Source organism: Paracoccus sp. SCSIO 75233, from assembly GCF_027912675.1.
Lineage (GTDB): Bacteria > Pseudomonadota > Alphaproteobacteria > Rhodobacterales > Rhodobacteraceae > Paracoccus.
In genome coordinates, this window is sequence record NZ_CP115757.1 from 940,362 (window position 1) to 965,521 (window position 25,160).

Genomic DNA, 25,160 nt, shown 5'->3' on the forward strand with positions numbered 1-25,160 from the left:
GCGATCTGCCCGGCCTTTTTTCGTGCGTGTGGCGGGTGCGGTGTCGGAGGTGGGCCCGGGGTGGCTGCTGGATGGACAGGGCCTCTGGATGCCTGCGCTTACCGATGTGGGCGGATCCTGCGTCGTGAACGGTTTGCAGGCTGCGCAGATTCATAACCAGGATGAATAGGCGGCGAGATCGCCGCATTTTTCGAGCTTATGCAGCTTCCAGAAATCAGTTGTGCTGCGCGGCGACGCTGTTCTGTCAGGTCGGGACGAGATCGGATGAATATCTGGAGCTGGCGACTCGGCGTGACTGTGTCTTCATTATTATAATTTAAAATCAATATGTTGACAGGAAGATCATCGAAGCCCTGTCCCGAAGGGCTCATCCTGCTTTGCGTAAATTTGTCTAAATCACTTGAAAATTTTCTCTAAACGAACGCTGTCCGGATACCCGGCGTCATAATCGCATGCTAGCGTTCAGGGATAACAACCTAGGGTACTATATATTTATCTTATTACATCTAATTATTGTATATCAGCATAGGGCGGGCAGGCGCGGCCAATGGCAAACATCAGCGATATCCAGACTTTCATTCTTAGTGGCGTGGTGCCGACGATCGCCGTTGATCAGAACAATAACTATCAGCCTAATCAAATCCTGGGTAATACCTACGCGATCCCCGGGGAGCTCGACCGGATGAACTTCATCGACGGCAATGGCGACGGGGATCTGAACGATCACGAACAAGTCCATACTGGAATGAGTGGTGAAACGGGGACAAACGGCGACCGTCTGCAGATCAACGGGACGACATATTTTGTCCAGTCGATGTTCCACACGAATATCACCGTCAATTTCAGCGATGGCACCTCGCAAACCTATGCGGGCGGGGCGCGTACATTTGTTATAGCCAGAACCGGCGTCAACACATTGACCGGGGATGTGGTAGTCAACCCCGTGAACAGTGTTCGCACGGCGATCACCGCGTATAAAAATGCGGCCCCGGGGCGCAAGATCGTCTCTTTGACGGTGAACAGTTTCGGGGCCGACCCCCTGGACAACACAACGATGGCGGCCCAGAGCGATATTTTCTGCTTCGCCAGCGGGACGCTGATCGAGACCCGTGCAGGTATGGTGCCGGTCGAGCGGCTTAAAATCGGGACAGAGTTGCGCACGCTGGATCATGGGTATCAGCGAATTCGCTGGATCGGCGCGACACGCCTGTCGGGCGACGATCTGACTGCCAATCCGAAACTGCGCCCGATCCGCATCCGGGCCGGAGCTTTGGGGCAGCGGTTGCCTGAGCGCGATCTTGTCGTCAGTCGTCAGCATCGCGTGCTTGTCCGCTCGCCGCTGGTGCCGGACATGTTCGGGGCGGATGAAATTCTGGTCCCTGCCATCAAGCTGACCGCGCTGGATGGGGTCGAGATCGAAGAGCAGCGGGTCGGCGTCATCTATTGGCATATTCTGTTTGACCAGCACGAGGTCATCTTTTCCGAGGGCATGCCGACGGAAAGCCTGTTTACCGGGCCTGAGATGCTGAAGACCCTCTCCCCCGAGGCGCGGGAAGAAATCGAGATGTTGTTTCCGCAGTTTTTCGCATCCGGTTTCCTGGCCGAGCCGGTTCGCCAGATCCCTGACGGCAAACGGTTGAAGCTGTTCATGGAACGGCAATCTCAGGTCGGACAGCCGCTGCTGTCGGGCTGGCCGCATCCCGAGTAAGCCACGCTTTAAACCAACAGTCGGCGAAAGTTGCATTAATGCCGCGATCATTCCGAATCGTTGCAACTCACCAAAATGTACATGTCGATTTTATGACGTTTCTGGAATATATTTTTTAAATGGATCTGGCGCCGGTCCATTTTTCACGGGCGCTCCGGTGGTCCTGGGGATCCAGGGAATCTGCCGGGGCGCCCTTCCGTTTTCGGCGCGACTTCCCATCCTGCACCGAATCCGCTATCGGCTGTCCATCATTGCCCTGATACGGAGCCTGCCCGCATGAAAGCCGCCGTCATCACTTTTCCCGGTTCGAATTGCGACCGTGATCTGCGCGTCGCGTTTCAGCGCGCCGGTGCCGAGGTTGTGCAGGTCTGGCACAAGGACGAAACCTTCCCCGCGGGGACGGATCTGGTTGCGGTGCCGGGTGGGTTCTCCTTCGGGGACTATCTGCGCTGCGGGGCGATTGCCGCGAACTCTCCCATTGCGCGGGCCATTCGCGCCCATGCCGAGCGGGGCGGCTATGTGCTGGGCATCTGCAACGGGTTTCAGGTGCTGACCGAGCTGGGTCTGTTGCCCGGTGCGCTGATGCGCAATGCCGGGCTGACCTTCCTGTGCCGGCAGGTGCCGTTGGAGGTTGTTACGACCGCATGTGATTTCACATCCGGATATAACACGGGCGCGCGGCTGAATGTCCCGGTGGCGCATCATGACGGCAATTATCAGATCGACTCTGAAGGGCTGGCGGAACTGAAGGATCAGGACCGGATCGCGTTCCGCTATGCCGCCGGTATCAACGGTTCGGTGGACGATATTGCGGGGATTCTGTCAGAAAACCGGCGGGTTCTGGGCATGATGCCGCATCCGGAGCGCGCGGTCGATGACGATCATGGCGGCACGGATGGGGCCGCGATGTTCGCCTCCCTCGCCGGAGCGCTTGCCGCGGTTTGAGTGAAAAGCTTGGCAGAATGCGTCGGTTTGCCTAGATTTCCTGTATCGAAGCCGTTGCGGATTGCGCCTTGTGAGAATTGACGCGCCCGAAGATGACCTGCCGGCTCGTTCCGGTAAAGAGGCTGCGCCCAGCCCCTGGGTTGCGCGCCTGGCGACGCTGCTGTTTCTCATTCTCGCCGGGCTGGTCTTGTGGGCGACCAGTTTTTGGCTGAGCGATCGGTTTTCCGAAAATACCCGGGTGAGGGCCGAACTGCGCTCGACGCTGTACGCCGGGCAGTTGCAGTCTGAATTGCAGCGCAATGCCGTCGTGCCGATGATGCTGGCCCGCGATCCGGCGGTGATTTCGGCGCTGGCATCGGATGATTATGCGTTCACCTCCGCCCGTCTGATCTCGGCGCAGAAGGAAATCGGTGTCGCCTCCATCCGGCTGCTGGATGCCTCGGGGCGCACAGTCGCGGCGACGGACCGGCAGTTGCTGGGCACGAATTATGTCTCCGCACCGTATTTCGTCGACGCCATGCGGGCGCGGGATACGGTGTTCACCGTCGCGCCGGAAGATCAGGGCGGGCGATATGAATTCGTCTACTCACGCGCGATTGCGGACAGTTCCGGTACGCTTGGCGTGATCGTGGTCAGCACCGATCTTTCGCGTCTCGAACAAAGCTGGGCCGGGATTGCCGAAGCCGTGGCGGTCACGGATTCGACCGGGCAGGTGATCCTGTCGACCGAAAGCCGCTGGCTCGGCCTGCCGCTGGACGAGGCGCTGTCGGTGCGCCCGGTGCCAAGCGCCATCGAGCGTGCCTTTGCGGTCACCTCGGACTGGACGAATACGCCGATTGACGCTTGGGTAAAGGGCCGGGCGGTCATGCAGACCGAAACCCGTATTCCGTTCCGTGGCTGGCGGATGTTCAACTTCACCACCTATGAGTCGGTGCGGGAGCGGATTCTGGCGGTTCTGGCGCTGGAGGCGATGATATTTGCCGTGCTGGCGGCTGTGGTGTTTTACCTGCTGTCACGAAGGGCGCAGCGTCGCAGTGTCGCCTATATGCGCGAATCCGCCGATCTCAGGGCGCTGAACTCCCGGCTGACGCGCGAGATCGCGGAGCGGGAGCGGGTGCAGCGCGAATTGCGGGTGGCGGAGCAGACGGTCCAGCAATCCTCAAAACTCGCCGCTTTGGGGGAGATGTCGGCAGGCGTCAGTCACGAACTCAACCAGCCTCTGGCAGCGATGAAGACCTATCTGGCGGGCGCGCGGCTGCTGCTCGAACGGGGTCGCGCGGTAGAGGCGCTGTCGAGTTTTCAGCGTATCGACGATCTCGTCGACCGGATGGGGGCCATTGCCCGGCAGCTCAAATCCTATGCTCGCAAGGGGGGCGAGGCGTTTGAGCCGGTCGATCTGCGCCACGCCCTGTCCAACGCGCTGACCATGATGGAGCCGCAGCTTCGCACCCGCCCGATCCGCATCATCCGCAACCTGCCGCGCCGTCCGGTGATGGTGTATTGCGACCAGATCCGGCTGGAGCAGGTGCTGATCAACCTCTTGCGCAATGCGATTGACGCCACCAAGTCGCAGGAAGATGCAGAGATTGAAATCGCGATCGAGGCCGGGGCTCAAGCCCTTGTGACGATTCGTGACAACGGACCCGGCGTCAGCGATCTGGACAAGCTGTTCGAACCGTTCTTCACCACGAAGAAGCCCGGAGAGGGCACCGGGTTGGGGCTTGCGATTTCATCCGGGATCGTTTCCGATTTCGGCGGCAGGCTGACCGCGCATAATGCCGAACATGGCACCGGCGCGGTTTTCGAACTGACCTTGCCACTTTACGATCCCGATGATGGGCGAAATCAGGCGCCTCTGGCCGCAGAATGAAAAAGAAAGGCAGAGCATGACCAAGACATTGCGGATTGCCGTCGTGGATGACGAGCCGGATATGCGTGAATCGATCAGCCAGTGGCTGGTATTGTCGGGGTTCAATACGGTGACTTTCGCTTCGGCGGAGGATGCGCTGAAGGAAATCGGCCCGGACTGGCCCGGCGTCGTGATCACGGATATTCGCATGCCGGGTATGGACGGGATCGCGTTTCTGAAGCGGCTGATGAATATCGATTCCGCACTGCCGGTCATCATGATCACCGGACATGGCGATGTGCCGATGGCCGTGGAGGCGATGCGGATCGGGGCGATGGATTTCATGGAAAAACCCTTCAAGCCGGACCGGATGACCGAGCTGGCGAAGAAGGCGACCCATGCCCGCCGGATGACGCTGGACAACCGCGCCATCCGCCGCGATCTGTCGGAAGGACAGCAGGTCATGTCGAAGCTGGTCGGCCAGTCTGCGGCGATGGAGCGGCTGCGGGAGGATATTCTCGATCTCGGGCAGGCTGATGGTCATGTGCTGATCGACGGGGAAACCGGGGTCGGCAAGACGCTGGTCGCCCATGCGCTTCATGCGGTCGGACCGCGCGCGGGCAAGAAATTTGTCCCCATTGCCTGCGCTGCATTCGACGCAGAGCAACTCGGCGCGCGATTATTCGGCCCTCTGGAAGACGGGCTTCCCGCAGTTGAGGAGGCCCGGGGCGGCACGCTGTGTCTGGAGGATATCGAGGCGCTGCCCGATGCGCTGCAGGCGCGTCTGCTGGGCTTTATCTCAGAACAGGGTAACCCGGCGGAGACACGGATCATCGCCATTTCCAATGCAAGGGGCGGGGGCCACAAGCCCGAGGACTCGCTGCGTCCCGATCTGTTTTACCGCCTGTCCGCCCTTCAGATCACCGTGCCGCCGCTGCGCAGCCGGGGCGAGGATATTCTGGCGCTGTTCACCCGCATGACGGAGGAATTCGCTGATGAATATGGCTGTGATCCGCCGCAGGTGAACGCGCAGGAGGCGGCGCAGCTTTTGCAGGCGCCTTGGCCCGGCAATGTCCGGCAACTGATCAATGTCGCGGAGCGGGCGGTGCTGCAAAACCGGCGCGGCTCGGGTTCCATAACCTCCCTGCTGATGGCCGAGGGGGATGAGGAGCAGCCGCAGGCGACCACGACCGAGGGCAAGCCGCTCAAGGAATATGTCGAGAGTTTTGAGAAAATGCTGATCGACAACACCATGCGCCGCCATAAGGGTTCGATAGCCGCTGTGATGGACGAGCTGTGCCTGCCGCGCCGCACGCTGAACGAGAAAATGGCGAAATACGGGTTGCAACGCGGCGATTATCGCTGAACAGGGGCGGCGGTTCCGGCGGCTGCGCGTATTAAGCCGGAATTTACCTGCGCGCGAGGAAAATGCGATTGCCCATTGAACTTCCTCGCCTCTCGCCTTTATGTTCGGACTATGCGCGGAGCTTTTCATTTGACTGAATGACCGCGCCATCAGTTTCGCAGCGGAAGCTGACGCGCCACAAGCCGTCACTCCTGCCGAGAAAACCGTCCCGAGGCGTAATACGCTCAGGGGCCGATATTAGCTGCCCCGTGGCTTTGGTCCGGGGCCAAGAGGTAACAGACGCGATGCATCGCGCGGGATATAGTTTGGCCGGAAACAGGTGGGGATCGCTCTCCGCTGCGCCCTGTATCATCGCAACCGCGTCCCCAGCACACCGCAGTAACATCACGCCTCCGGCCTCAGGCCGGGACGGAATGCTGCGCGAAAGAAAACCAAATGGCAAAGAAAATGCTAATCGACGCGACGCACGCGGAAGAGACCCGCGTCGTCGTGGTGGATGGAACCAAAGTCGAGGAATTTGATTTCGAGACGGTCAACAAGCGGCAGCTTGCTGGCAATATTTATCTGGCGAAGGTGACGCGGGTCGAACCCTCGCTTCAGGCCGCGTTCGTGGATTATGGCGGAAACCGTCATGGTTTCCTCGCCTTCGCGGAAATTCACCCGGATTATTACCAGATCCCGGCTGCGGATCGCCAGGCGCTGCTTGACGAGGAACGCGCCTATGCCGAGGCCGTCGCGGCTGAGGAGGCGGAAAACGGCAAATCTTCCGGCAGGGGTGGCAAATCCTCCCGCCGCAGATCCTCCAAACAGGCCCAGCCGGAAAAGGTGGAGACCGGGGACGAGGCGGTCAGCTCGGACGAAATTCCGGGCATGGAAGTCGTCGACCACAATGACGAGGGCGTGGCGAATGCGCCCGCCGATACTGCTGATGCGACCGATGAAGCCGACGCGTCAGCCGGTCATGTGGACGCGGATCGGGCGGAGGCGTCGGATCAGCAGGACGCCCCCCGTCAGGACGCCGACGCGGCCGGCGACGCTGATGACGGTGACGCTGATGACGGTGACGCTGATGACGGTGACGCGGATGACGGTGAAGGCGATGACAGCGAGAGCGACGCCGAACCGGCGGATGCCTCCGCCAAGGACGAAAATATCGAATCCGTGGCTGACGAGGATGTCAGCGAGGAAATTCGCGTCCCCAAGAAACCCCGGCCCCGGCGCTACAAGATCCAGGAGGTCGTCAAGGTCCGCCAGATCATGCTGGTCCAGGTGGTCAAGGAAGAGCGTGGCAATAAAGGCGCGGCGCTGACGACCTATCTCAGCCTCGCCGGACGTTACTGCGTGCTGATGCCGAATACGGCGCGGGGCGGGGGGATTTCGCGCAAGATCACCAATGCCTCGGACCGCAAGAAGCTGAAAGACATCGCCTCCAGCCTGAAAGTGCCGCAGGGGGCGGGGCTGATCATCCGGACGGCGGGCAGCCAGCGCACCAAGACGGAGATCAAGCGCGACTACGAATATCTGATGCGGCTGTGGGAACAGATCCGTGACCTGACGTTCAAATCGACCGCACCTGCGCCGATTTACGAGGAAGGCGATCTGATCAAGCGCTCGATCCGCGATCTCTACAGCAAGGAGATCGACGAGGTGCTGGTCGAGGGCGACCGGGGCTATCGCGTGGCCAAGGACTTCATGAAAATGATCATGCCGTCCCATGCCCGCAATGTGAAACACTACACCGATCCGATGCCACTTTACGCCCGTTATCAGGTGGAAAGCTATCTGGGCGGCATGTTCAACCCGACCGTTCAGCTGAAATCCGGCGGCTATATCGTCATCGGCGTGACCGAGGCGCTTGTGGCCATCGACGTGAACTCGGGCCGTGCGACCAAGGAAGGCTCCATCGAGGATACGGCGACCAAGACCAACCTTGAAGCCGCCGATGAAATTGCCCGCCAGCTGCGCCTGCGCGACCTTGCCGGGCTGATCGTGATCGACTTCATCGACATGGATGAGCGGAAGAATAACTCCGCTGTCGAGAAGCGTTTGAAAGACCGGCTGAAGACAGATCGCGCGCGGATTCAGGTCGGCAAGATTTCCGGCTTCGGCCTGATGGAGATGTCGCGGCAGCGTTTGCGGCCGGGCATGCTGGAATCGACGACTCAGCCTTGCGCGCATTGCCACGGCACCGGGCTGATCCGCTCTGACGACAGCCTGGCGCTGACCATTCTGCGTGCCATCGAGGAGGAGGGGACGCGGAAGCGCTCTCGCGAGGTGCTGGTCAAGGCGCCGGTTGCGGTCGCGAACTTCCTGATGAACGGCAAGCGCGAGCATATCGCCGTGATCGAGGCGCGCTATGGCATGTCCGTGCGGGTCGAGGCCGATCCGATGCTGATTTCCCCCGATTTCGCGCTTGAGAAGTTCAAGACCGCGACCCGGACGGTGCCCGATGTGCTGAGCCCGGTCGTCTCTGTCGATGCGCAGCTTATGGCGCAGATCGACGATGACGAAGACCCGGTCGAGGAGGAAAGCACCGACGAGGTCGAAGCCAGCGATAACGGTGATGGCGAGGGTGAGGGCGGCAACCGCTCCAAACGCCGCCGCCGCCGGCGTCGCCGGGGTGGCCGGGATCGGAATGACGGCAATGAGTCGTCGGGCGACAATGGCGCACAGGGCGACAATGACGATGACGGGGCGGTGGCCGCGAAATCGCGTGATCGCGGCGATGACGCGCAGGACGATCAGGCGGCGAATGGCGATCAGGACGCCAATACGCAAGACGGGCAGCCTGCGGAGAAGCCGAAATCGCGCAGCCGCTCCCGCAGCCGCTCGCGCCGCAAGGCAGAGCCGGTGACGGAGGACGCGGCGCAAGACAGCGCAGCCCCGGTCGCGGAAGCTGCCGCCGATCTTGCCGTAACGGCGAGCGCGGAGGTCGTGGATCTGCGCGACAAGCCTGCCGAGCCGGTCGAGGTTACGGCAAAGCCGGAAGACGCGCCCGCCATGCAGGCACCTGACGCGGCAGAGGCGCAGACCTCTCCTGAGCCGGTTGCCGTTGATACGGTCGCTGTTGATGCCGCTGATGATGTGGCGCAGGCACAGCCCGCTGAGGCGTCCGAGAGCGCGGAAGTCCCGGCAGAAGCGCCTGTCGCCAGCACCGAAGCGCCGGTTGAGGCGGAAGCCGCACCGGAACCCGCACCCGAGCAAGCTGCCGAACCGGCAGAGGTGGTGGAGGCGCGCGACGACAAGCCGTCGCGTCCCAAGCGCCGCGGCTGGTGGTCCATCGGCTGACAGACAGATGGCCCGCCGGATTGCGGCGGGCCTTTTTCGTAGCGCCCACGTCACTGTGACGCGGTGGCCTCTGGCGTAAATCTGCAAATTGGCTAAGGTCGCGGCATGTTTGGAATTGACCTGATAGATGCCGGTTTCATGCCAGCGGCGATTGTGGCGCTGCTGGCGGGGGTGCTGTCGTTTCTTTCACCCTGCGTGTTGCCGGTGGTGCCGCCCTATCTGGCCTATATGACCGGGATCAGTGTCGGCGGGCTGAAATCGGGCGAGCGCAGCGCGGTGCCTGCGGCGATCATGTTCGTGCTTGGCCTGTCGACCGTGTTTCTGGTCATGGGGTTTGCGGCATCGGCCCTTGGGCGGATGTTCCTTGAATATCAGATCTGGCTGACCCGGATCGCCGGAGTCGCGGTGATCGTGATGGGGCTGCATTTCCTGCATGTGTTCCGCATCCCGATGCTGGATCAGGAAGCGCGACTGGAAACCGGCGATCAGGGCGGTTCTGCCTTCGGGGCGTATATCCTCGGGCTGGCCTTCGCCTTTGGCTGGACGCCGTGCATCGGCCCGCAGCTTGGCATGATTCTGTCGCTTGCCGCGACGGAGGCGCAGATCGGGCGCGGCACCGGGCTTTTGGCGGTCTATGCGTTCGGGCTGGGGATTCCGTTCCTGCTGTCTGCGATCTTCATCAACCGCGCAATGGGGCTGATGAACCGGATCAAGCCCTATCTGAAGGTGATCGAGCGGGCCATGGGTGTGCTGCTGATCGTGGTCGGTGTGCTGCTGCTCAGCGGGCGGATGGCGGATTTGTCCTACTGGATGCTGGAGACGTTCCCCTTCCTCGCCACGCTGGGCTAACGCTTCACATTGCGTTTGAGATCGGACAGCGACACAGCGCCGGTTGCAAAGCTGAGCGCGAAGTAAAGCGCAGCACCGCCGATCACCAGCAAGGCAAGCTCCGGGATCCGCGCCATGCCGATACTGTCGGTCCAGCGCAGCGTCGCCCAGAGTGCCGCGGCCATCAGCGCCGATGACAGCATGATGCGGGGCGCGGTACGGCGCAGCCGCGTATCCCAGCGGGTCGCCTGACCCATGCTGCGCGTGCCCAGCCAGAGCTGCACCACCATCACCCATGACGCCACTGAGGTCGCAATTGCAGCGGCCATGAAGCCGATGCTGCCCATCAGCCCGAAGGCCACAGCCGCATTGACGATCATGGCGATCAGGGCGTAGCGGGCGGGTGAGCGGGTATCCTCGCGGGCGAAATAGAGCGGTTGCAGGATTTTCTGCAGCACGAAGGCGGGCAGGCCAAGCGCATAGACGACAAGCGCGCGGGCGGTTTGCAGCACGTCATGATCGGTGAACTGGCCGCGCCCGAACAGCGTGTCGACCATCGGCACGGCGATGACGGCAATGGCAAAGGCACAGGGCATGGTCAGGAACAGCCCGAACTCCGTCGCGCGTGAAAAGGCTGACTGACCGCCTGCCTCATCCCCTTCGCGCAGCCGCCGGGCCAGTTCCGGCAGCAGCACGACCGCCACGGCACCTGCAACCACGCCGAGCGGCAGTTGATAAAGCCGGTCGGAGTAATACAGCCACGCGACCGCGCCATCGAATTGCGAGGCGACCTGCCGCCCGACCAGCAGGTTGATCTGCACGACGCCGCCGGCGAACGCAGCGGGCAGGGCGACGATCACCAGCTTGCGCATATCAGGCGACAGCCGGGGACGCTTCGGAAAGAAGGTCCAGCCGGTCCGGTGCGCGTCCCACCAGACGAGGCCAAGCTGAGCGATCCCGGTGATCGGCGTTGCCCAGGCCAGCGTCAGCCCCAGATCCCAGCCCTGCCAGCGGCCCAGCAGCATGGCGATGATGAACAGCACGTTCAGGATCACCGGCGCGGCGGCGGCGGCCGTGAAGCGCCCATTCGCGTTCAGCACGCCCGAGATCATCGAGGCGAGCGAGATCAGCAGGATATAAGGGAAGGTGATGCGGCCATATTCGACGGTCATCGCAAAACGCTCATCACCCGCGAAGCCGGACGCCATCAGCAGGACCATGACCGGCATGAAGATCATGGCAATGGCCGACAGCAGCAGCACGGTGACGAACAGCCCCGAAAACGCTTCGGAGGCAAAGCGCATCGCCTCTTTCCGGTCCTCCAGCCGCTTGGCGAACATCGGCACGAAGGCGGTATTGAACGCACCTTCCGCGAAGAAGCGGCGGAACATATTGGGCAGCGACAACGCGATGGCGAAGGCTTCGGCCATCGGTCCCGCACCCAGCCATGCCGCCATGATCTGATCGCGGACAAAGCCCAGCAGGCGGGACAGGAATGTCCAGCTTCCCACGGCCAGAAAGCCGCGCACCATTCCGTTTTTCATCGGTTTATGCTCCTGCCTGCTCCGAGCCTGCGCGCTCCGCGCCTTCGCGTATGGCCTGCCGCAGTTTCTTTTCCAAGGCCTCACGGCGGCCCGGCTGTTGCAGTTTCAGGCCGAAGGCGTCTTTTACATAGAAACTATCCACGACCTGCGCCCCGTAAGTCGCGATCACGGCGCTTGCGATGCGGATATGGTTTGCGGCCAGCGTCCGGGTCAGATCGTACAGCAGGCCGGGGCGGTCGCGGGTATCCACCTCGATAATCGTGTAGATATCGCTGCCCTCATTGTCGAAAGTGACATGGGTCGGGAATTTGAACGCCTTGTCGCGCTTCTTCATCTGATCCTTGTCGGCCAATGCATCACGCGGCACGACCTCGCCTTTCAGCGTCCGGTCGATCATCCGGCGCAGGCGCGGCAGGCGTTCCGCCTCATAGGGGTGGCCCTCGCTGTCCTGAACCCAGAACACGGCCGTGGCGAACCCGTCTTTCGACGTATAGGTCCGCGCATCCACGACATTCGCCCCGACCAGAGCCAGCGCGCCAGCGAGGCGGGAGAAGATGCCGGGGTGATCCGACAGCACGAAAATCGCGCGGGTGGCGTCGCGGTCGGGATCGGGGTGCAGGTCGATATGGATTTCATCCTCGCCCAGATCCTTGAGCAGACCGGCGATAACGGCGTGCGTCTCCGTCGGCAGGCCCTGCCAGTAATTCGCATAATGCCGTGCGGTTTCCTCGCGGATCGCCTTCGCATCCCAGCCCTCGGCAATCAGCCGGTGGCGCAGCGCGCGTTTCGCGTCATTGCGCCGCTGATCGCGGTTCAGCGCCTCCATCCCGTTTTCCAGAACGCTGGCGGTCTGTTCGTAAAGCTGGCGCAGCAGCACGGCTTTCCAGTTGTTCCATGTCCCCGGCCCGACGCCGCGAATATCGCAGACGGTCAGCACCAGCAGCAGATCGAGCCGTTTGCGCGTTTTCACCGCCTTGGCAAAGTCGCGGATCGTGCGCGGATCGGAAATATCGCGCTTCTGGGCTACGTCCGACATCAGCAGGTGATTGCGGACCAGCCATTCGATGGTCTCGATCTCGTCGGAGGCAAGACCGAAACGCGTGGTGACGCGCCGGGCGATCTGGGCGCCGATGATGGAATGATCCTCGGGACGCCCCTTGCCGATATCGTGCAGGAACAGCGCCAGATACAGAACCCTGCGGTTGATGTCGCCGGCCATGATGCGGCTGGCGATCGGCAAATCCTCGACCTCGTGCCCCTGCTCGATCTCCGACAGGGCGACGATGCACTGAATGGTATGCTCGTCCACCGTATAGCTGTGATAGACGTTGAACTGCATCATCGCCACGACCGGCTCAAATTCCGGGATGAACGCGCCCAGCACGTCCAGCTCGTTCATCCGGCGCAAGGCGCGTTCCGGGTTGCCGCGTTTCAGGAGCAGGTCGAGGAAGATACGCACGGCCTCCGGATCGCTCCGCATCTCCTCGTCGATCAGGTCGAGATTCGATGCGATCAGCCGCATGGCCTCGGGGTGGATGAGGATGCCGGTCCGCAGCGCCTCCTCGAAAAGCCGCAGGATATTGAGATGATCGTCAAGTGCCGTGTTGAAATCGGCAAAGGTCAGGCGACCGGATTCCTCGGCAAAGCCGTCGCGCAGTTTCTTGCGGCGGCGGAAGATACGTTTCAGCAGCGGTTGCTGAAAGACATGCTGCCGTTCAAGCGCGGTCAGGAACACCCGTGTCAACTCGCCCACGCGCGTGGCGTGCAGAAAATACTCCTGCATGAACAACTCCACGCCGCGTCTGCCGGGACGGTCGTGATAGCCCATGCGGCGCGCAACCTCGACCTGCATGTCAAAGCTCAGAATATCGACCGGACGGCCTGCGATCAGGTGCAGATGACAGCGGGCGGCCCACATGAAATCCTCCGCCTGCCAGAAGGCCAGATGCTCGTCGCGGGTGAAAAAACCCAACTCGACAAGCTGGGCGGCACGTTCGACACGGTGAATATACTTGGCGATCCAATACAGCGTCTGGAGATCGCGTAACCCGCCCTTGCCCTCTTTGACATTGGGTTCGAGAACGTAGCGCTGTCCGCCCTGTTTTTCATGCCGCTGATCGCGCTCGGCCAGCTTCGCTTCGATGAATTCGGGGATGGAGTTTTCGAACAGCTCGGACCACAGCCGCTCCCGCAGGGTTTCCGCCAGCGACAGTTGACCTGCGACGGCACGATGCTCCACCATCGAGGTGCGGATCGTCATGTCCTGCTTTGCCAGCCGCAGGCAATCATCGATGCTGCGGGTCGCGTGGCCGACCTTCAGCTTGAGATCCCAGAGCATATACAGCATCGATTCAACGACGCTCTCTGCCCAGGCTGAGGTTTTGTACGGGGTCAGAAACAGCAGGTCGACATCGGAGTGCGGTGCCATTTCCGCCCGCCCGTAGCCGCCGACCGCCAGCACTGCCAGCTGTTCGGCATCGGTCGGGCTTTGCAGCGGATGCAGATAGGTGGTGGCGACGTGATGAACCGTGGTGACGACCGCGTCGGTCAGGCTGGCGATGGCGCGCACGGTTTCGCGCGCCGCACGGGGATGGGTTTCAAAGCCAGCGATAATGTCCTGAAGTGCCGCGTTCCGGGCGGTTTGCAGCGCCGCGACGGTCGCTGCGCGTTTGGATCGCGCATCGGGGGCGGCGTCGATTTCGGCGGCGAGTTCGGGCAGAAATGTCTCGGGGTCGAATAAGGAATGCGCCCCGGGCAGTGCCGGGGCGCTCTGAGGCAGCAACTCGTTATCAGAGCTCAACTCAGAACCCGAAACCGCGCCTGAAGCTGCGCGGTGCCGGGTCGATGACGACGACCTGACCGTTATTGATGGTCGCCACGGCCATGCCGCGCTCATTGGTGCCGTTCGGGCGCAGGCGGAACACGCCGTTGACGCCGGTGAACCCTGCCGGGCGGGTCAGCCCGACCGTGTTGACCGCGTTGCGGTTGCCCGAGCCTGCCAGCGCCGCAATCGCCGCGACGCCGTCATAGCCGAGCGAGGCCAGATCATGCGGTGCCTCGCCATAGGCGCTGCGATAGCGGGTTGCGAATTGCTGCTGCATCGCGGTGTCGGGCAGCGCGAACCATCCGCCCTGAACGCCCGGAAGCTGAAGCCGCGCGGCGGGAATGTCCCAGCGGGTCAGGCCCATCATCTGCGCATCCGCCGAGGTCACGCCTGCATTGTTGAGCTGGTTGGTCAGGTAGGGCAGAACCGCCTGCTGGTTGGCGGTGACGAAGATCGCGTCGATCTCCTTGCCTTTCGCGGCCTTGGTGACGGCCGGAATGATCGCGTCGATGCTTTCCTGCGACAGGGCATGCTGCTGACGGGCGCTGAGCGTGGCACCGTTCTGGGCGATGGCGGACTCGATGGCGGCGGCTCCGACCTGGCCGGCGGCGTCGTTTTCGTACAGCATCAGGAAGCGCTTGAGGCCCTGATCCACGCCGTAGCTGACCAAACGATTGGCGATATTGTCGAAGGTGTTGCCCAGCACATAGACATTGCCGCCTGCGATCTGGGTGTTGTTCGAGAAGGACAGGACGTTGAGATTGTTATCCTTCATGGCATTGCCGACCGCATTGGCCGAATCCGCGAAAAGCGGGCCGATGATGATCTTTGCACCCTCGGATGCGGCGCGTTCCGCTGCCGACACGGCGGAGGATTCAGCCGGCGTGGCGGTGTAGATCCGCAGGTCGATCTTTGCACCATCCGCATCGGCTGCGGCCATCCGGCCCGCATTGGCCAGAGACCGGCCCAGCCGGTCAAGATCGGGGTTGCCGGTCCCGCCCGGCACCAGCATGGCGACCTGAACCGGTTCCGATGGATTGATCTGCGGCCCGATGGCCGGGCCGGAACTTCCGAGGCTGGTCGGCTGGCAGGCGGCAAGCGCGATTCCTGCCGCCAAAAGACCGGCCTGCGCGGCGCGGCGCGTGAAACGCTTGGCAATGGTGTACATGAAATTGATTCCCTATTGTCAGGTCACATGGGTTTGGCCGGAGGGTATTCAACACGCCCGCTATTGGCAACTTGCCGAAAACACAGGACGAGCAGAAATTGACAAATTCGAACGAGCCCCCGAGACAACTGACCGCGCGGATCGACGCACCGAAACTCGACCCCGGCCTGTATCTGGTCGCGACGCCGATCGGCACGGCGCGGGATATCACGTTGCGGGCGCTCGATGTGCTGAATGCCGCCGATATGCTTGCCGCCGAGGATACACGGACCCTGCGGCACCTGATGGATATTCACGGGGTGCCGCTGCGCGGGCGGCGAATTCTTGCCTATCACGATCATAACGCCGACCGGCAACGCCCGGCCATCAACGCGGCGCTGGAGGCCGGGCATTCTGTCGCATACTGTTCGGATGCGGGTACGCCGCTGGTCGCCGATCCGGGCTTCCGGCTGGCGCGGGATGCTGTGGCGGACGGTATCCGGGTCCATGCCGTCCCCGGCGCATCCGCAGCACTCGCGGCGCTGACGGTGGCGGGTCTGCCGAGCGACCGTTTCCTGTTCGCAGGCTTCCCGCCACAGGCCGCCGGCGCAAGACGAAGCTGGTTGCAGGAGGTGATGGCCATAGATGCAACCGTGATCATCTTCGAAAGCCCCAGGCGCGTTAAGCATACTGTGGAAATGTTGAGCGAAAATGAGCCGAATCGGACTACAGTGATCTGCAGGGAGCTGACGAAGAAATTCGAGGAAACAATGCGCGGAACCGCGGTGGAACTCGCACAACGCATACCGGATGCCGGATTGAAAGGCGAAGTGGTGCTTCTTCTTGATCGCCCGACTTCTGCGGTCCCGGATGATGACATGATAGAAGCCGCTCTTCGGGATGCGTTGCAGACCATGTCGGTGCGGGACGCCGCTGCGGAAACCGCAGAAAAATTCGGCATCGCGCGGCGGGATGTTTATCAGCTGGCGTTGTCGCTCGGAAAGGACGGCTGATGCAGCTTTGCTTCGATTTCGACCGCGTGCCGGTTACGCCTGTGCCCGTTGCCTCTTTCGGGCAGGCGATACCGTCCGGTCCGCAGATTTCCGGTCGCCGCCGGCGGGGGCAGCGCGCTTTCCAATCCGGCCTGATGGCGGAAGCGTCGGTTGCCGAGGAATATCGACTGGCTGGATATGACGTGATCGCAAGGCGCTGGCGGGGCCGGTCAGGTGAAATCGACCTTATTTTGCGCCGTGGCGCGCAATATGTCTTCGCTGAAGTCAAGTCTGCTGCCGATTTTTCATCCGCCGCCGAAAGGATCAATCGCCGTCAGATGGATCGTATCTGTAATGCGGCTTGTGAATTCTGTGCGACTTTGCCGAGCGGTCAAATGACCGAAATGCGGCTGGATGCGGCACTGGTAGATCAGTTCGGTCGCGTGGAGATTCTGGAAAGCGCTTTCGCGGCGGATTGATGCGATTGGCTGATCCCGCTTGAAACGCGGCGAATAAGGCCTCACAACGCCGCAAAAGCGGAGATTGCTGTGATGAGCCTGAATGTCGCCTTTCAGATGGACCCTATCGAGGATGTCGCAATCGATGCGGATAGCAGTTTCCGGATCGCGGTTGAGGCGGAGGCGCGCGGGCATCGGTTGTTTCAATACACGGTTGACCGGCTGAGCTATCGCGCGGGATCGGTCTATGCCACCGGCAGGCCGGTGACGCTTCGGCGCGAACAGGGCAATCATGTTGATTTCGGCGACTGGGCGACGGTTGAACTGACCGATTTCGATGTCATCTGGCTGCGGCAGGACCCGCCTTTCGATATGGGCTACATCACCTCGACCCATCTGCTCGACCGGGTGCGCGATCAGGCCTTTGTGGTCAACGATTCCTTCTGGGTCCGCAACTGCCCGGAAAAGCTGCTGGTGCTCGATTTCCCGGATCTGACGCCGGAGACCTTGATTACGCGCGATATCGGCGAAATTCGTGATTTCCGGCAGCGTCACGGCGATATCATCCTCAAGCCGCTTTACGGCAATGGCGGGGCCGGGGTATTTCATTTGCGCCCCGACGATCCCAATCTGTCCTCGCTGATGGAGATGTTTTCGGGCCTCAATCGTGAGCCGGTGATTGCGCAGCGTTACCTGCCTGCGGTTCAGCACGGTGACAAGCGGATCATTCTGGTTGACGGCGAACCCATCGGGGCGATCAACCGGGTGCCTGCCAAGGGTGAGGCGCGGTCCAATATGCATGTCGGCGGGCGGCCCGAGAAAACCGGGCTGACCGAGCGGGAGCGTCAGATTTGCGAACGGCTTGGCCCGATGTTGCGCGAACGCAATCTGCTGTTCACGGGCATCGACGTCATCGATGGCTGGCTGACGGAGATCAACGTGACCTCGCCAACCGGCCTGCAGGAGTTGGAGCGGTTCGACGGGGTCAACGGTGCGGCGCTGATCTGGGATGCCATCGAGCGCAAGATCGCGGCGCGGTGATGCCGCGCGCGGTCATCCGCCGCTTATAAAGGGCAGGCGGAAGGCGATGGCTTCGGCGATGTGATCGGAGCGCAGCTGCTCACTGCCCGCCAGATCGGCGATGGTGCGGGCGGTGCGCAGGATGCGATGATAGCCCCGCGCCGTCAGCCCGAATCTGTCAGCCGCACGGCGGATCAGGTCACGGCCTTCCGGGTCAGGTGTGGCGATCCGGTCGAGGATGGCAGGTGGTGCATCGGCGTTGCAGCGCAGTGTGCCGCCGGGTTCGAGATCGGAAAATCGCTGATATTGCAGGCTCCGCGCGGCAGCGATCTGCTGTGCTGCTTCAGCCGAGGACTTGCCCGCAGGCGGCAGGTCCAGCGCATTGAGGCCGACGGCGGGGATTTCGATCCTCAGATCGAAACGATCCATCAGCGGCCCGGATATGCGGCCGAGATAATCCTCGCCGCAGCCGGGAACGCGCGCACAGGCCCGAGCCGGATCGGCGAGGTGGCCGCAGCGGCAGGGATTGGCGGCGGCGACCAGCAGGAAGCGGCACGGGTAGCGGATATGCGCATTCGCCCGTGCCACGACGACCTCGCCGGTTTCGATGGGTTGGCGCAGCGTTTCCAGCACCGGGCGCGAAAATTCCGGCAACTCGTCCAGAAACAGCACACCATTATGGGCGAGGCTGATTTCTCCGGGTTTTGCGCCGCGCCCGCCGCCGACAATCGCCGCCATCGAGGCGGTATGATGGGGGTCGCGATATGGGGCGTGGCGCGGAATGCCGCCATCTTTCAGCAGCCCGGCGAGCGAGTGGATCATCGCGGTTTCGAGCGCCTCTGCCGGGGTCAGCGGCGGCATCAGCCCCGGCAGGCGCTGCGCCAGCATCGACTTGCCCGCGCCGGGCGGGCCGACCAACAGGATATGATGCCGCCCGGCGGCGGCAATTTCCAAGGCGCGTTTCGCACGTTCCTGCCCCCTGACGTCGCGCAGATCGCCGCGCGGTGCTGCATCGCTGATCGCGCCGGGGCTGGCGCAGGGCAGGGGTGCGCGCTCGCTCAGATGGTCGATGACCTGCCTCAGTTGAGCCGCTGCGAAGACGGGGACCGCGCCGACCCATGCCGCCTCGGCCCCGCATTGTTCCGGGCAGATCAGCGCTCTTTCATCCTCTGCCGCTGTCATGGCTGCGGGCAGGGCGCCGATCACCGGAGCAAGCCGCCCGTCAAGCGACAATTCACCCAGAGCCACCACCCCGGCCAGTGATTCGGCGGGCAATATTCCCAGCTCCGCCAGAATTGACAGCGCTATCGGCAGATCGAAATGCGAGCCTTCCTTCGGAATATCGGCGGGTGACAGGTTCACCGTGATCTTTTTCGACGGCATGGCGATAGAAAGTGCCGTGAAGGCCGCACGCACCCGCTCGCGCGCCTCTGACACGGCCTTGTCGGGGAGCCCCACGATGGAGAACGCGGGAAGCCCGGGCGCGACCGAACATTGCACCTCGACCAGCCGGCCCTCGACGCCCTCGAACGCGACGGTATAGGCGATTGCGACCATGCTGACCCCTGAATGACGGGGGTGAGCGTAGCAGGGCCGGAATTAAGATGGGGTTAATGAGCCTGTTCGGACGGCTTTCCTTGCCGCGCGGCCTCCGGTCGCATATCTCAGGGGCGCAGCTTTTTAGGGGGCACCGATGCAGGGCAGCCGTATTCTTCTGGTGATTGGCGGCGGGATCGCGGCCTATAAATCGCTTACCCTGATCCGCGATTTGAAGCGTGAGGGCGCACGGGTGGTGCCGGTGCTGACCCGCGCGGCGGAGGAGTTCGTCACCCCGCTTTCCGTCGCCGCACTGGCGGGGGAGGAGGTGCATCGCGATCTGTTCGATCTGACGCGCGAGGCGCAGATGGGGCATATCCAGTTGTCGCGTGATGCCGATCTGGTCGTCGTGGCCCCGGCGACGGCGGATCTGATGGCGAAGATGGCGGGCGGACACGCCGACGATCTGGCCTCGACCCTGCTGATGGCGACCGACAAGAAGGTGCTGATCGCGCCTGCCATGAATGTGCGGATGTGGACCCATCCGGCGACGCAGCGCAATCTGACGGTGCTGCGTGGGGATGGCATTCTGTTCGTTGGCCCGGATGAGGGCGATATGGCTTGCGGCGAGTTCGGTCCGGGTCGTGCCGCCGAACCGGAGGCTATTGCCAGTGCGATCCGCGCAGCACTCGGGTCGACTGGTTCCGGGCCGCTGCTGCTGGGGCCGGAGGTTGCCGAAAAACCGCTTCGCGACCGGCATGTGATCGTCACGTCAGGCCCGACGCGGGAGCCGATCGATCCGGTGCGCTACATCTCCAACCACTCCTCCGGCGCGCAAGGGACCGCGATTGCCGAGGCGCTGCGGGATCTGGGCGCACGGGTCAGCTTCGTGACCGGCCCGGCCCGGATTGCGCCGCCTGACGGGGTGGAGGTGATCCGGGTCAATACGGCCGATGAGATGCGCGCGGCGGTCGAGGCCGCGCTGCCTGCCGATGCCGCCGTCATGGCCGCTGCCGTGGCGGACTGGAAGGTCGCGAATGCCGCCGATCGCAAGATGAAGAAGGGCGCGGACGGCATGCCGGTGCTGGAATTTGCCGAGAACCCCGATATCCTTGCCTGGGTCAGCCAGCTTGCCGAAGGCAGGCCGCCGCTCGTGGTCGGTTTTGCTGCCGAGACCAATGATGTCGTTGCCAATGCCGAAGCCAAGCGGCTCCGCAAAGGCTGTGACTGGATCCTCGCCAATGATGTCTCGCCCGAAACCGGCACGTTCGGCGGCGCAAACAATACGATCACGCTGATTTCCGAGGACGGTGCCGACGCATGGCCGCGCATGGGCAAGGATGAGGTGGCGCGGAAACTGGCCGAACGCATTGCGGAGGCGCTGTGATGCGCAGCTATCTCGACTGGAACGCCACCACGCCGCTCCGGCCGGAGGTGAAGGCGGCGATGATCGACGCGATGGAGATCAGCGGCAACCCCTCCTCCGTCCATAGCGAGGGGCGGGCGGCGAAAATGGCGATGGAGCGCGCGCGGGAAGAAATCGCGACGGCTCTGGGTGCTGAGGGGGCGGATGTGATCTTCACATCCGGCACCACAGAGGCTGCGGCAATGGTTCTGGCCGGACGGCAGATCTCCTGCGCGCCGGTTGAACACAGCGCGATCAAGGTCTGGTGCACGCAGGATCTGGCGGTTGACGGGCAGGGGATCGTGACCGTGCCGGACCCGTCGCGGGCAACGCTTCAGCTTGCCAACAGCGAAACCGGGGTGATCCAGAAATTGCCCGAGGGGCTGGCATCGAGCGATCTGACGCAGGCATTCGGGAAAATCCCCTTCGCCTTCAACTGGCTGGGCATCACGGCAGGTTTTGTCAGCGCGCATAAGCTGGGCGGCCCGAAGGGGATCGGGGCGCTGATCCTGCGCAAGGGCACCGATATCGAGGCGATGCTGAAAGGTGGCGGGCAGGAACAGGGGCGCCGTGCGGGGACCGAAAACCTGATCGGCATCATGGGCTTTGCGGCGGCGGCGACGGCGGCGCAGCGCGATCTGGAGGCCGGATTGTGGGACGAGGTTGCCGCGCGGCGCGATGCGCTTGAGGCACGTCTGCTCGATTCGGCGCCCGGTGCGGTGATTGCCGGCAAGGACAGCCGCCGCTTGCCGAACACCACCTGCATTCTTACATCGGGTTGGAAGGGTGAAACTCAGGTCATGCAGATGGATCTGGCAGGATTTGCGATTTCGGCCGGTTCGGCCTGTTCCTCCGGAAAAGTCAAGGCGAGCGGCACGCTTCAGGCTATGGGTTATGAAGACAAAACGGCGCAATCGGCGATCCGTATCTCGATAAGCCCGGCTTTGGGTGACGATCAGATGAACCGATTTGCGGATGCATGGGAATCCGCGTATGGACGCTGGCGCGACAGGAATGGTCAGGCCTGAAAGCCGGGCCGAAGGAAGGACACGAGATGAGCTCTACCACCGATCTTGAGGTGCGCGAAGGTGTCGACCGCGAAACGGTCGAAACCGTCGCCAATATGGGCAGCTATAAATATGGCTGGGATACAGAGATCGAGATGGACTACGCCCCGAAAGGCCTGTCCGAGGACATCGTCCGCCTGATCTCGCAGAAAAACGACGAGCCCGAATGGATGACGGAGTGGCGTCTGTCGGCCTATCGTCGCTGGGTCACGATGACCGAGCCGAAATGGGCGATGGTCAATTATCCTGAAATCGACTTTCAGGATCAGTATTACTACGCCCGTCCCAAGTCGATGGAGGTCAAGCCGAAATCGCTGGACGAGGTCGATCCGAAACTGCTCGCCACCTATGAAAAGCTGGGCATTCCGCTGAAGGAACAGATGATCCTTGCCGGGGTCGAAGGGGCGGATGCCGCCCCTGCCGATGCCCGCAAGGTCGCCGTCGATGCCGTGTTCGACAGCGTCAGCGTCGGCACCACCTTCAAGGACGAGCTTGCCAAGGCGGGGGTCATCTTCTGTTCGATCTCGGAGGCGATCCGCGAGCATCCGGAACTCGTCCAGAAATATCTCGGCTCCGTCGTGCCGCCGAGCGATAATTTCTATGCGACGCTGAACAGCGCCGTGTTCTCGGATGGCAGCTTCGTCTACATCCCGCCGGGCGTGACCTGCCCGATGGAGTTGTCCACCTATTTCCGCATCAACGCCGAAAACACCGGCCAGTTCGAGCGGACGCTGATTATCGCGGATAAGGGCTCTTACGTCAGCTATCTTGAAGGTTGTACCGCGCCTAAGCGCGACACCGCCCAGCTTCACGCGGCGGTTGTGGAGATCGTGGTGCTGGAGGATGCGGAGGTGAAATACTCCACCGTCCAGAACTGGTTCCCCGGCGATGACGAGGGCAAGGGCGGCATCTACAACTTCGTCACCAAGCGCGCCGATTGCCGCGAGGCGCGGGCGAAGGTGATGTGGACGCAGGTTGAAACCGGCTCTGCCGTGACGTGGAAATACCCGTCCTGCGTGTTGCGCGGCGATGACAGCCAGGGTGAGTTCTACTCGATCGCGATCACCAATAACCACCAGCAGGCCGATACCGGCACCAAGATGATCCATCTTGGCAAGAACACCCGCTCGCGCATTGTTTCCAAAGGAATTTCTGCGGGCAAGGCGCAGAACACCTATCGCGGTCTGGTGTCGATGCATCCGCGGGCGACAAACAGCCGGAACTACACCCAGTGCGACAGCCTGCTGATCGGCGACAAATGCGGCGCGCATACCGTGCCCTATATCGAGGTCAAGAACAGCTCCAGCCGCGTGGAGCATGAGGCGACGACATCCAAGGTCGACGACGACCAGCTCTTCTACTGCCGCCAGCGCGGCATGGGCGAGGAAGAGGCCGTCGCAGTAATCGTAAACGGTTTCGCAAAAGAAGTGCTGCAAGCGCTCCCGATGGAGTTTGCGATGGAGGCACAGTCTTTGGTAGCAATTTCTTTGGAAGGATCCGTTGGATAGATAGATTAAAAAGAGAATTATGATGGCAAGAAAGCAACTTTTCACTGCGGTGAAGAATGAGGCACCATTCATTGTTGAGTGGATTGCCTACCACCGTGCGATTGGTTTTGAAGAGTTTTATATTTGTTCGAACGATTCAGATGATGGCACAACTGAATTGCTGGATGCGCTGGATCAGGCCGGAGAAATCCGGCATTTCCTGAATAAGATTGTGCCTGGGCAGTCGCCTCAATTGGTCGCCGCGGAACGGTTTCGAAATGAGGGCTTGCCGGTTGCTGACAGTGGTGATTGGGTTTTGTGGCTTGATGCGGATGAGTTCCTCAATATTCACGTCGAATCCGGCCATCTTGATGATTTGATTTTTTATCTTGGTGACAATACGGGTATGTTGGTGCCTTGGCGGATCTTTGGAGACGGCGGGAACGACGGACTGCCCAAGCGTTTTATCTCTGAAGAGTTCTCTCGCGCAGCCGGTTCCTATTTTCCGGAGCAGACCGGTAGATTTCCCGAACAGGCGCAGGTGAAGACGCTTTTTCGGATGGATGACTGCGTGATAGGTTTCGGTGAAAAATCCTTGCATCGACCGGTTGTCCGGGGGGGCAGGCGGGATGATATCCTGCAGCGCTTCAGGAACGGGGATGGGGATCCTTTGGATGCTGGTTTTAAGCCGCATCGCTTTTGGGCCGCCGGGGGCGACACAGGTAGAAGTTGTCGGATTCGGTTGTCGGAGGCTGAAGGCAACGCCGCTCAAATAAATCACTATCTTGTAAGAACGCCGGCGCTTTACAAAATGAAGGCAAAACGCGGACGGGGCTACGCAAACTTAAAGAAAAGTGGTTCCAATGATCGCCACACGAGCCAATTCTACGCTTTCATGAACCGCAATGAGTGCGAGGATCGTTCCATTCTGAGATTTGAAGATGCCACAAGCAAAGAGATGGCACGCATCTTCCAGATCGATGCCGTTCGTCTTGCCCATGAAGATGGTCTGAGACGGACACGATCTGCGCTTGGGCTTATTGATCAGAAAGAATCTGATCGCCTAGTTGAGCCGAAGGTTGCAGCCGAGGCTTCCGGTAATGCTCATAGCGACTTTCCTTTGACGCTGCCTGACGAAGAAGCGGAGTTCGTAAAGTCTGTGCTTGGCGAAGACAGGGTCGTTCTAGAATACGGAAGTGGGGGATCAACCTTCGAAGCACTACGTCGCGGTGCGAAGATGGTCTACTCTACCGAAAGCGATGCGAGTTGGGCAAAAAAAATTACCGAAACGCTTGCGGGAGAGTTTTCGCGTGACCGCTACGAGATAGTTTACGCGGATATCGGTCGTACCAAAGCTTGGGGTAAGCCGGTGAGCGGCGAGGCGTATGCCAGATACCATCTATACGCAAACGCAGCATGGGATTTGTCAGGCTTCTTACACCCGGACATTGTCCTGATTGACGGGCGCTTCCGTGCATCCTGCTTCGCAACGACTGCGCTTCGCATTGATCGTCAGGTGACGGTTCTTTTCGACGACTATAAAGACAGAACGTACTATCATTGGGTCGAAGAAATCTGTCCGCCGCAAAAAATGGTTGGCCGTATGGCGGTTTTCCAGCTTGAACCTAAGCCTCTGCCAAGCACTGCTCTAACTCGTGTCGCGGGGTCCTATGTGGATTCCCGCTGAATGTTAAAA

At 61.7% G+C, this 25,160-nt stretch carries 17 protein-coding genes; 13 read left to right on the forward strand and 4 right to left on the reverse strand.

All coding sequences use genetic code 11. The annotated features are described in order from the left end of the window. The first annotated feature begins 547 nt into the window (after positions 1-547). From PAF12_RS04540 to PAF12_RS04565, 6 genes are all read left to right on the forward strand, one after another. Positions 548-1,708, forward strand: coding sequence for a Hint domain-containing protein (locus tag PAF12_RS04540; protein WP_271108813.1), 1,161 nt, complete (start codon positions 548-550; stop codon positions 1,706-1,708). Positions 1,709-1,984: 276 nt separating this feature from the next. Next, positions 1,985-2,653, forward strand: a complete 669-nt coding sequence (gene purQ, locus PAF12_RS04545) for a phosphoribosylformylglycinamidine synthase subunit PurQ (protein ID WP_271108814.1) — start codon at positions 1,985-1,987, stop codon at positions 2,651-2,653. A gap of 148 nt (positions 2,654-2,801) precedes the next feature. Then, positions 2,802-4,523: an ATP-binding protein gene (locus PAF12_RS04550; RefSeq protein ID WP_271109646.1), complete on the forward strand. Its 1,722-nt coding sequence runs from the start codon at positions 2,802-2,804 to the stop codon at positions 4,521-4,523. A gap of 16 nt (positions 4,524-4,539) precedes the next feature. Continuing rightward, positions 4,540-5,868, forward strand: a complete 1,329-nt coding sequence (locus PAF12_RS04555; RefSeq protein WP_271108815.1) for a sigma-54 dependent transcriptional regulator — start codon at positions 4,540-4,542, stop codon at positions 5,866-5,868. Positions 5,869-6,303: 435 nt separating this feature from the next. Next, positions 6,304-9,156: a ribonuclease E/G gene (locus tag PAF12_RS04560; RefSeq protein ID WP_271108816.1), complete on the forward strand. Its 2,853-nt coding sequence runs from the start codon at positions 6,304-6,306 to the stop codon at positions 9,154-9,156. 105 nt (positions 9,157-9,261) lie between these two features. Further along, positions 9,262-10,005 carry a cytochrome c biogenesis CcdA family protein gene (locus PAF12_RS04565; RefSeq protein WP_271108817.1) on the forward strand — a complete coding sequence of 248 codons (744 nt, stop codon included), beginning with the start codon at positions 9,262-9,264 and terminating at the stop codon, positions 10,003-10,005. Here PAF12_RS04565 and murJ read toward each other — a convergent pair. The 3 genes from murJ to PAF12_RS04580 are packed head-to-tail and all read right to left on the reverse strand — an operon-like array spanning position 10,002 to position 15,520. Beyond that, the gene (murJ, locus tag PAF12_RS04570) at positions 10,002-11,528 is read right to left on the reverse strand and encodes a murein biosynthesis integral membrane protein MurJ (protein WP_271108818.1); all 1,527 of its coding nucleotides are present in this window, start codon (positions 11,526-11,528) and stop codon (positions 10,002-10,004) included. The genes PAF12_RS04565 and murJ overlap by 4 nt on opposite strands. 4 nt (positions 11,529-11,532) lie before the next feature. Next, positions 11,533-14,286 (reverse strand): [protein-PII] uridylyltransferase, encoded by a 2,754-nt coding sequence (locus PAF12_RS04575; protein WP_271109647.1) that lies wholly within the window; start codon positions 14,284-14,286, stop codon positions 11,533-11,535. A 43-nt stretch (positions 14,287-14,329) separates the two neighbouring features. Next, positions 14,330-15,520 carry a penicillin-binding protein activator gene (locus PAF12_RS04580; protein ID WP_271108819.1) on the reverse strand — a complete coding sequence of 397 codons (1,191 nt, stop codon included), beginning with the start codon at positions 15,518-15,520 and terminating at the stop codon, positions 14,330-14,332. 128 nt (positions 15,521-15,648) lie between these two features. Between PAF12_RS04580 and rsmI the strand changes: the two genes are divergently transcribed. From rsmI to gshB, 3 genes are all read left to right on the forward strand, one after another. After that, positions 15,649-16,512 carry a 16S rRNA (cytidine(1402)-2'-O)-methyltransferase gene (rsmI, locus tag PAF12_RS04585; RefSeq protein WP_271109648.1) on the forward strand — a complete coding sequence of 288 codons (864 nt, stop codon included), beginning with the start codon at positions 15,649-15,651 and terminating at the stop codon, positions 16,510-16,512. A gap of 134 nt (positions 16,513-16,646) precedes the next feature. Continuing rightward, on the forward strand, positions 16,647-16,970 hold the full coding sequence (locus PAF12_RS04590) for a YraN family protein (RefSeq protein WP_271109649.1): 324 nt from the start codon (positions 16,647-16,649) through the stop codon (positions 16,968-16,970). A gap of 72 nt (positions 16,971-17,042) precedes the next feature. Beyond that, the gene (gshB, locus tag PAF12_RS04595; RefSeq protein WP_271108820.1) at positions 17,043-17,990 is read left to right on the forward strand and encodes a glutathione synthase; all 948 of its coding nucleotides are present in this window, start codon (positions 17,043-17,045) and stop codon (positions 17,988-17,990) included. Between the two features lie 12 nt (positions 17,991-18,002). On the opposite strand, the gene PAF12_RS04600 is transcribed toward gshB, so the two are convergent. Continuing rightward, positions 18,003-19,526, reverse strand: coding sequence for a YifB family Mg chelatase-like AAA ATPase (locus tag PAF12_RS04600; protein ID WP_271108821.1), 1,524 nt, complete (start codon positions 19,524-19,526; stop codon positions 18,003-18,005). A gap of 136 nt (positions 19,527-19,662) precedes the next feature. On the opposite strand from PAF12_RS04600, the gene coaBC reads away from it, so the two are divergent. The 4 genes from coaBC to PAF12_RS04620 are packed head-to-tail and all read left to right on the forward strand — an operon-like array spanning position 19,663 to position 25,151. After that, positions 19,663-20,892, forward strand: a complete 1,230-nt coding sequence (coaBC, locus tag PAF12_RS04605; RefSeq protein WP_271108822.1) for a bifunctional phosphopantothenoylcysteine decarboxylase/phosphopantothenate--cysteine ligase CoaBC — start codon at positions 19,663-19,665, stop codon at positions 20,890-20,892. Beyond that, positions 20,892-21,938: a cysteine desulfurase family protein gene (locus tag PAF12_RS04610; protein ID WP_271108823.1), complete on the forward strand. Its 1,047-nt coding sequence runs from the start codon at positions 20,892-20,894 to the stop codon at positions 21,936-21,938. Before coaBC ends, PAF12_RS04610 begins: the two co-directional genes overlap by 1 nt. 26 nt (positions 21,939-21,964) lie before the next feature. Then, entirely contained in the window at positions 21,965-23,485 is a 1,521-nt protein-coding gene (gene sufB, locus PAF12_RS04615; RefSeq protein WP_271108824.1) for a Fe-S cluster assembly protein SufB, read from the forward strand. 22 nt (positions 23,486-23,507) lie between these two features. Continuing rightward, positions 23,508-25,151, forward strand: coding sequence for a glycosyltransferase family 2 protein (locus PAF12_RS04620; protein WP_271108825.1), 1,644 nt, complete (start codon positions 23,508-23,510; stop codon positions 25,149-25,151). The last annotated feature ends 9 nt before the right edge of the window (positions 25,152-25,160 follow it).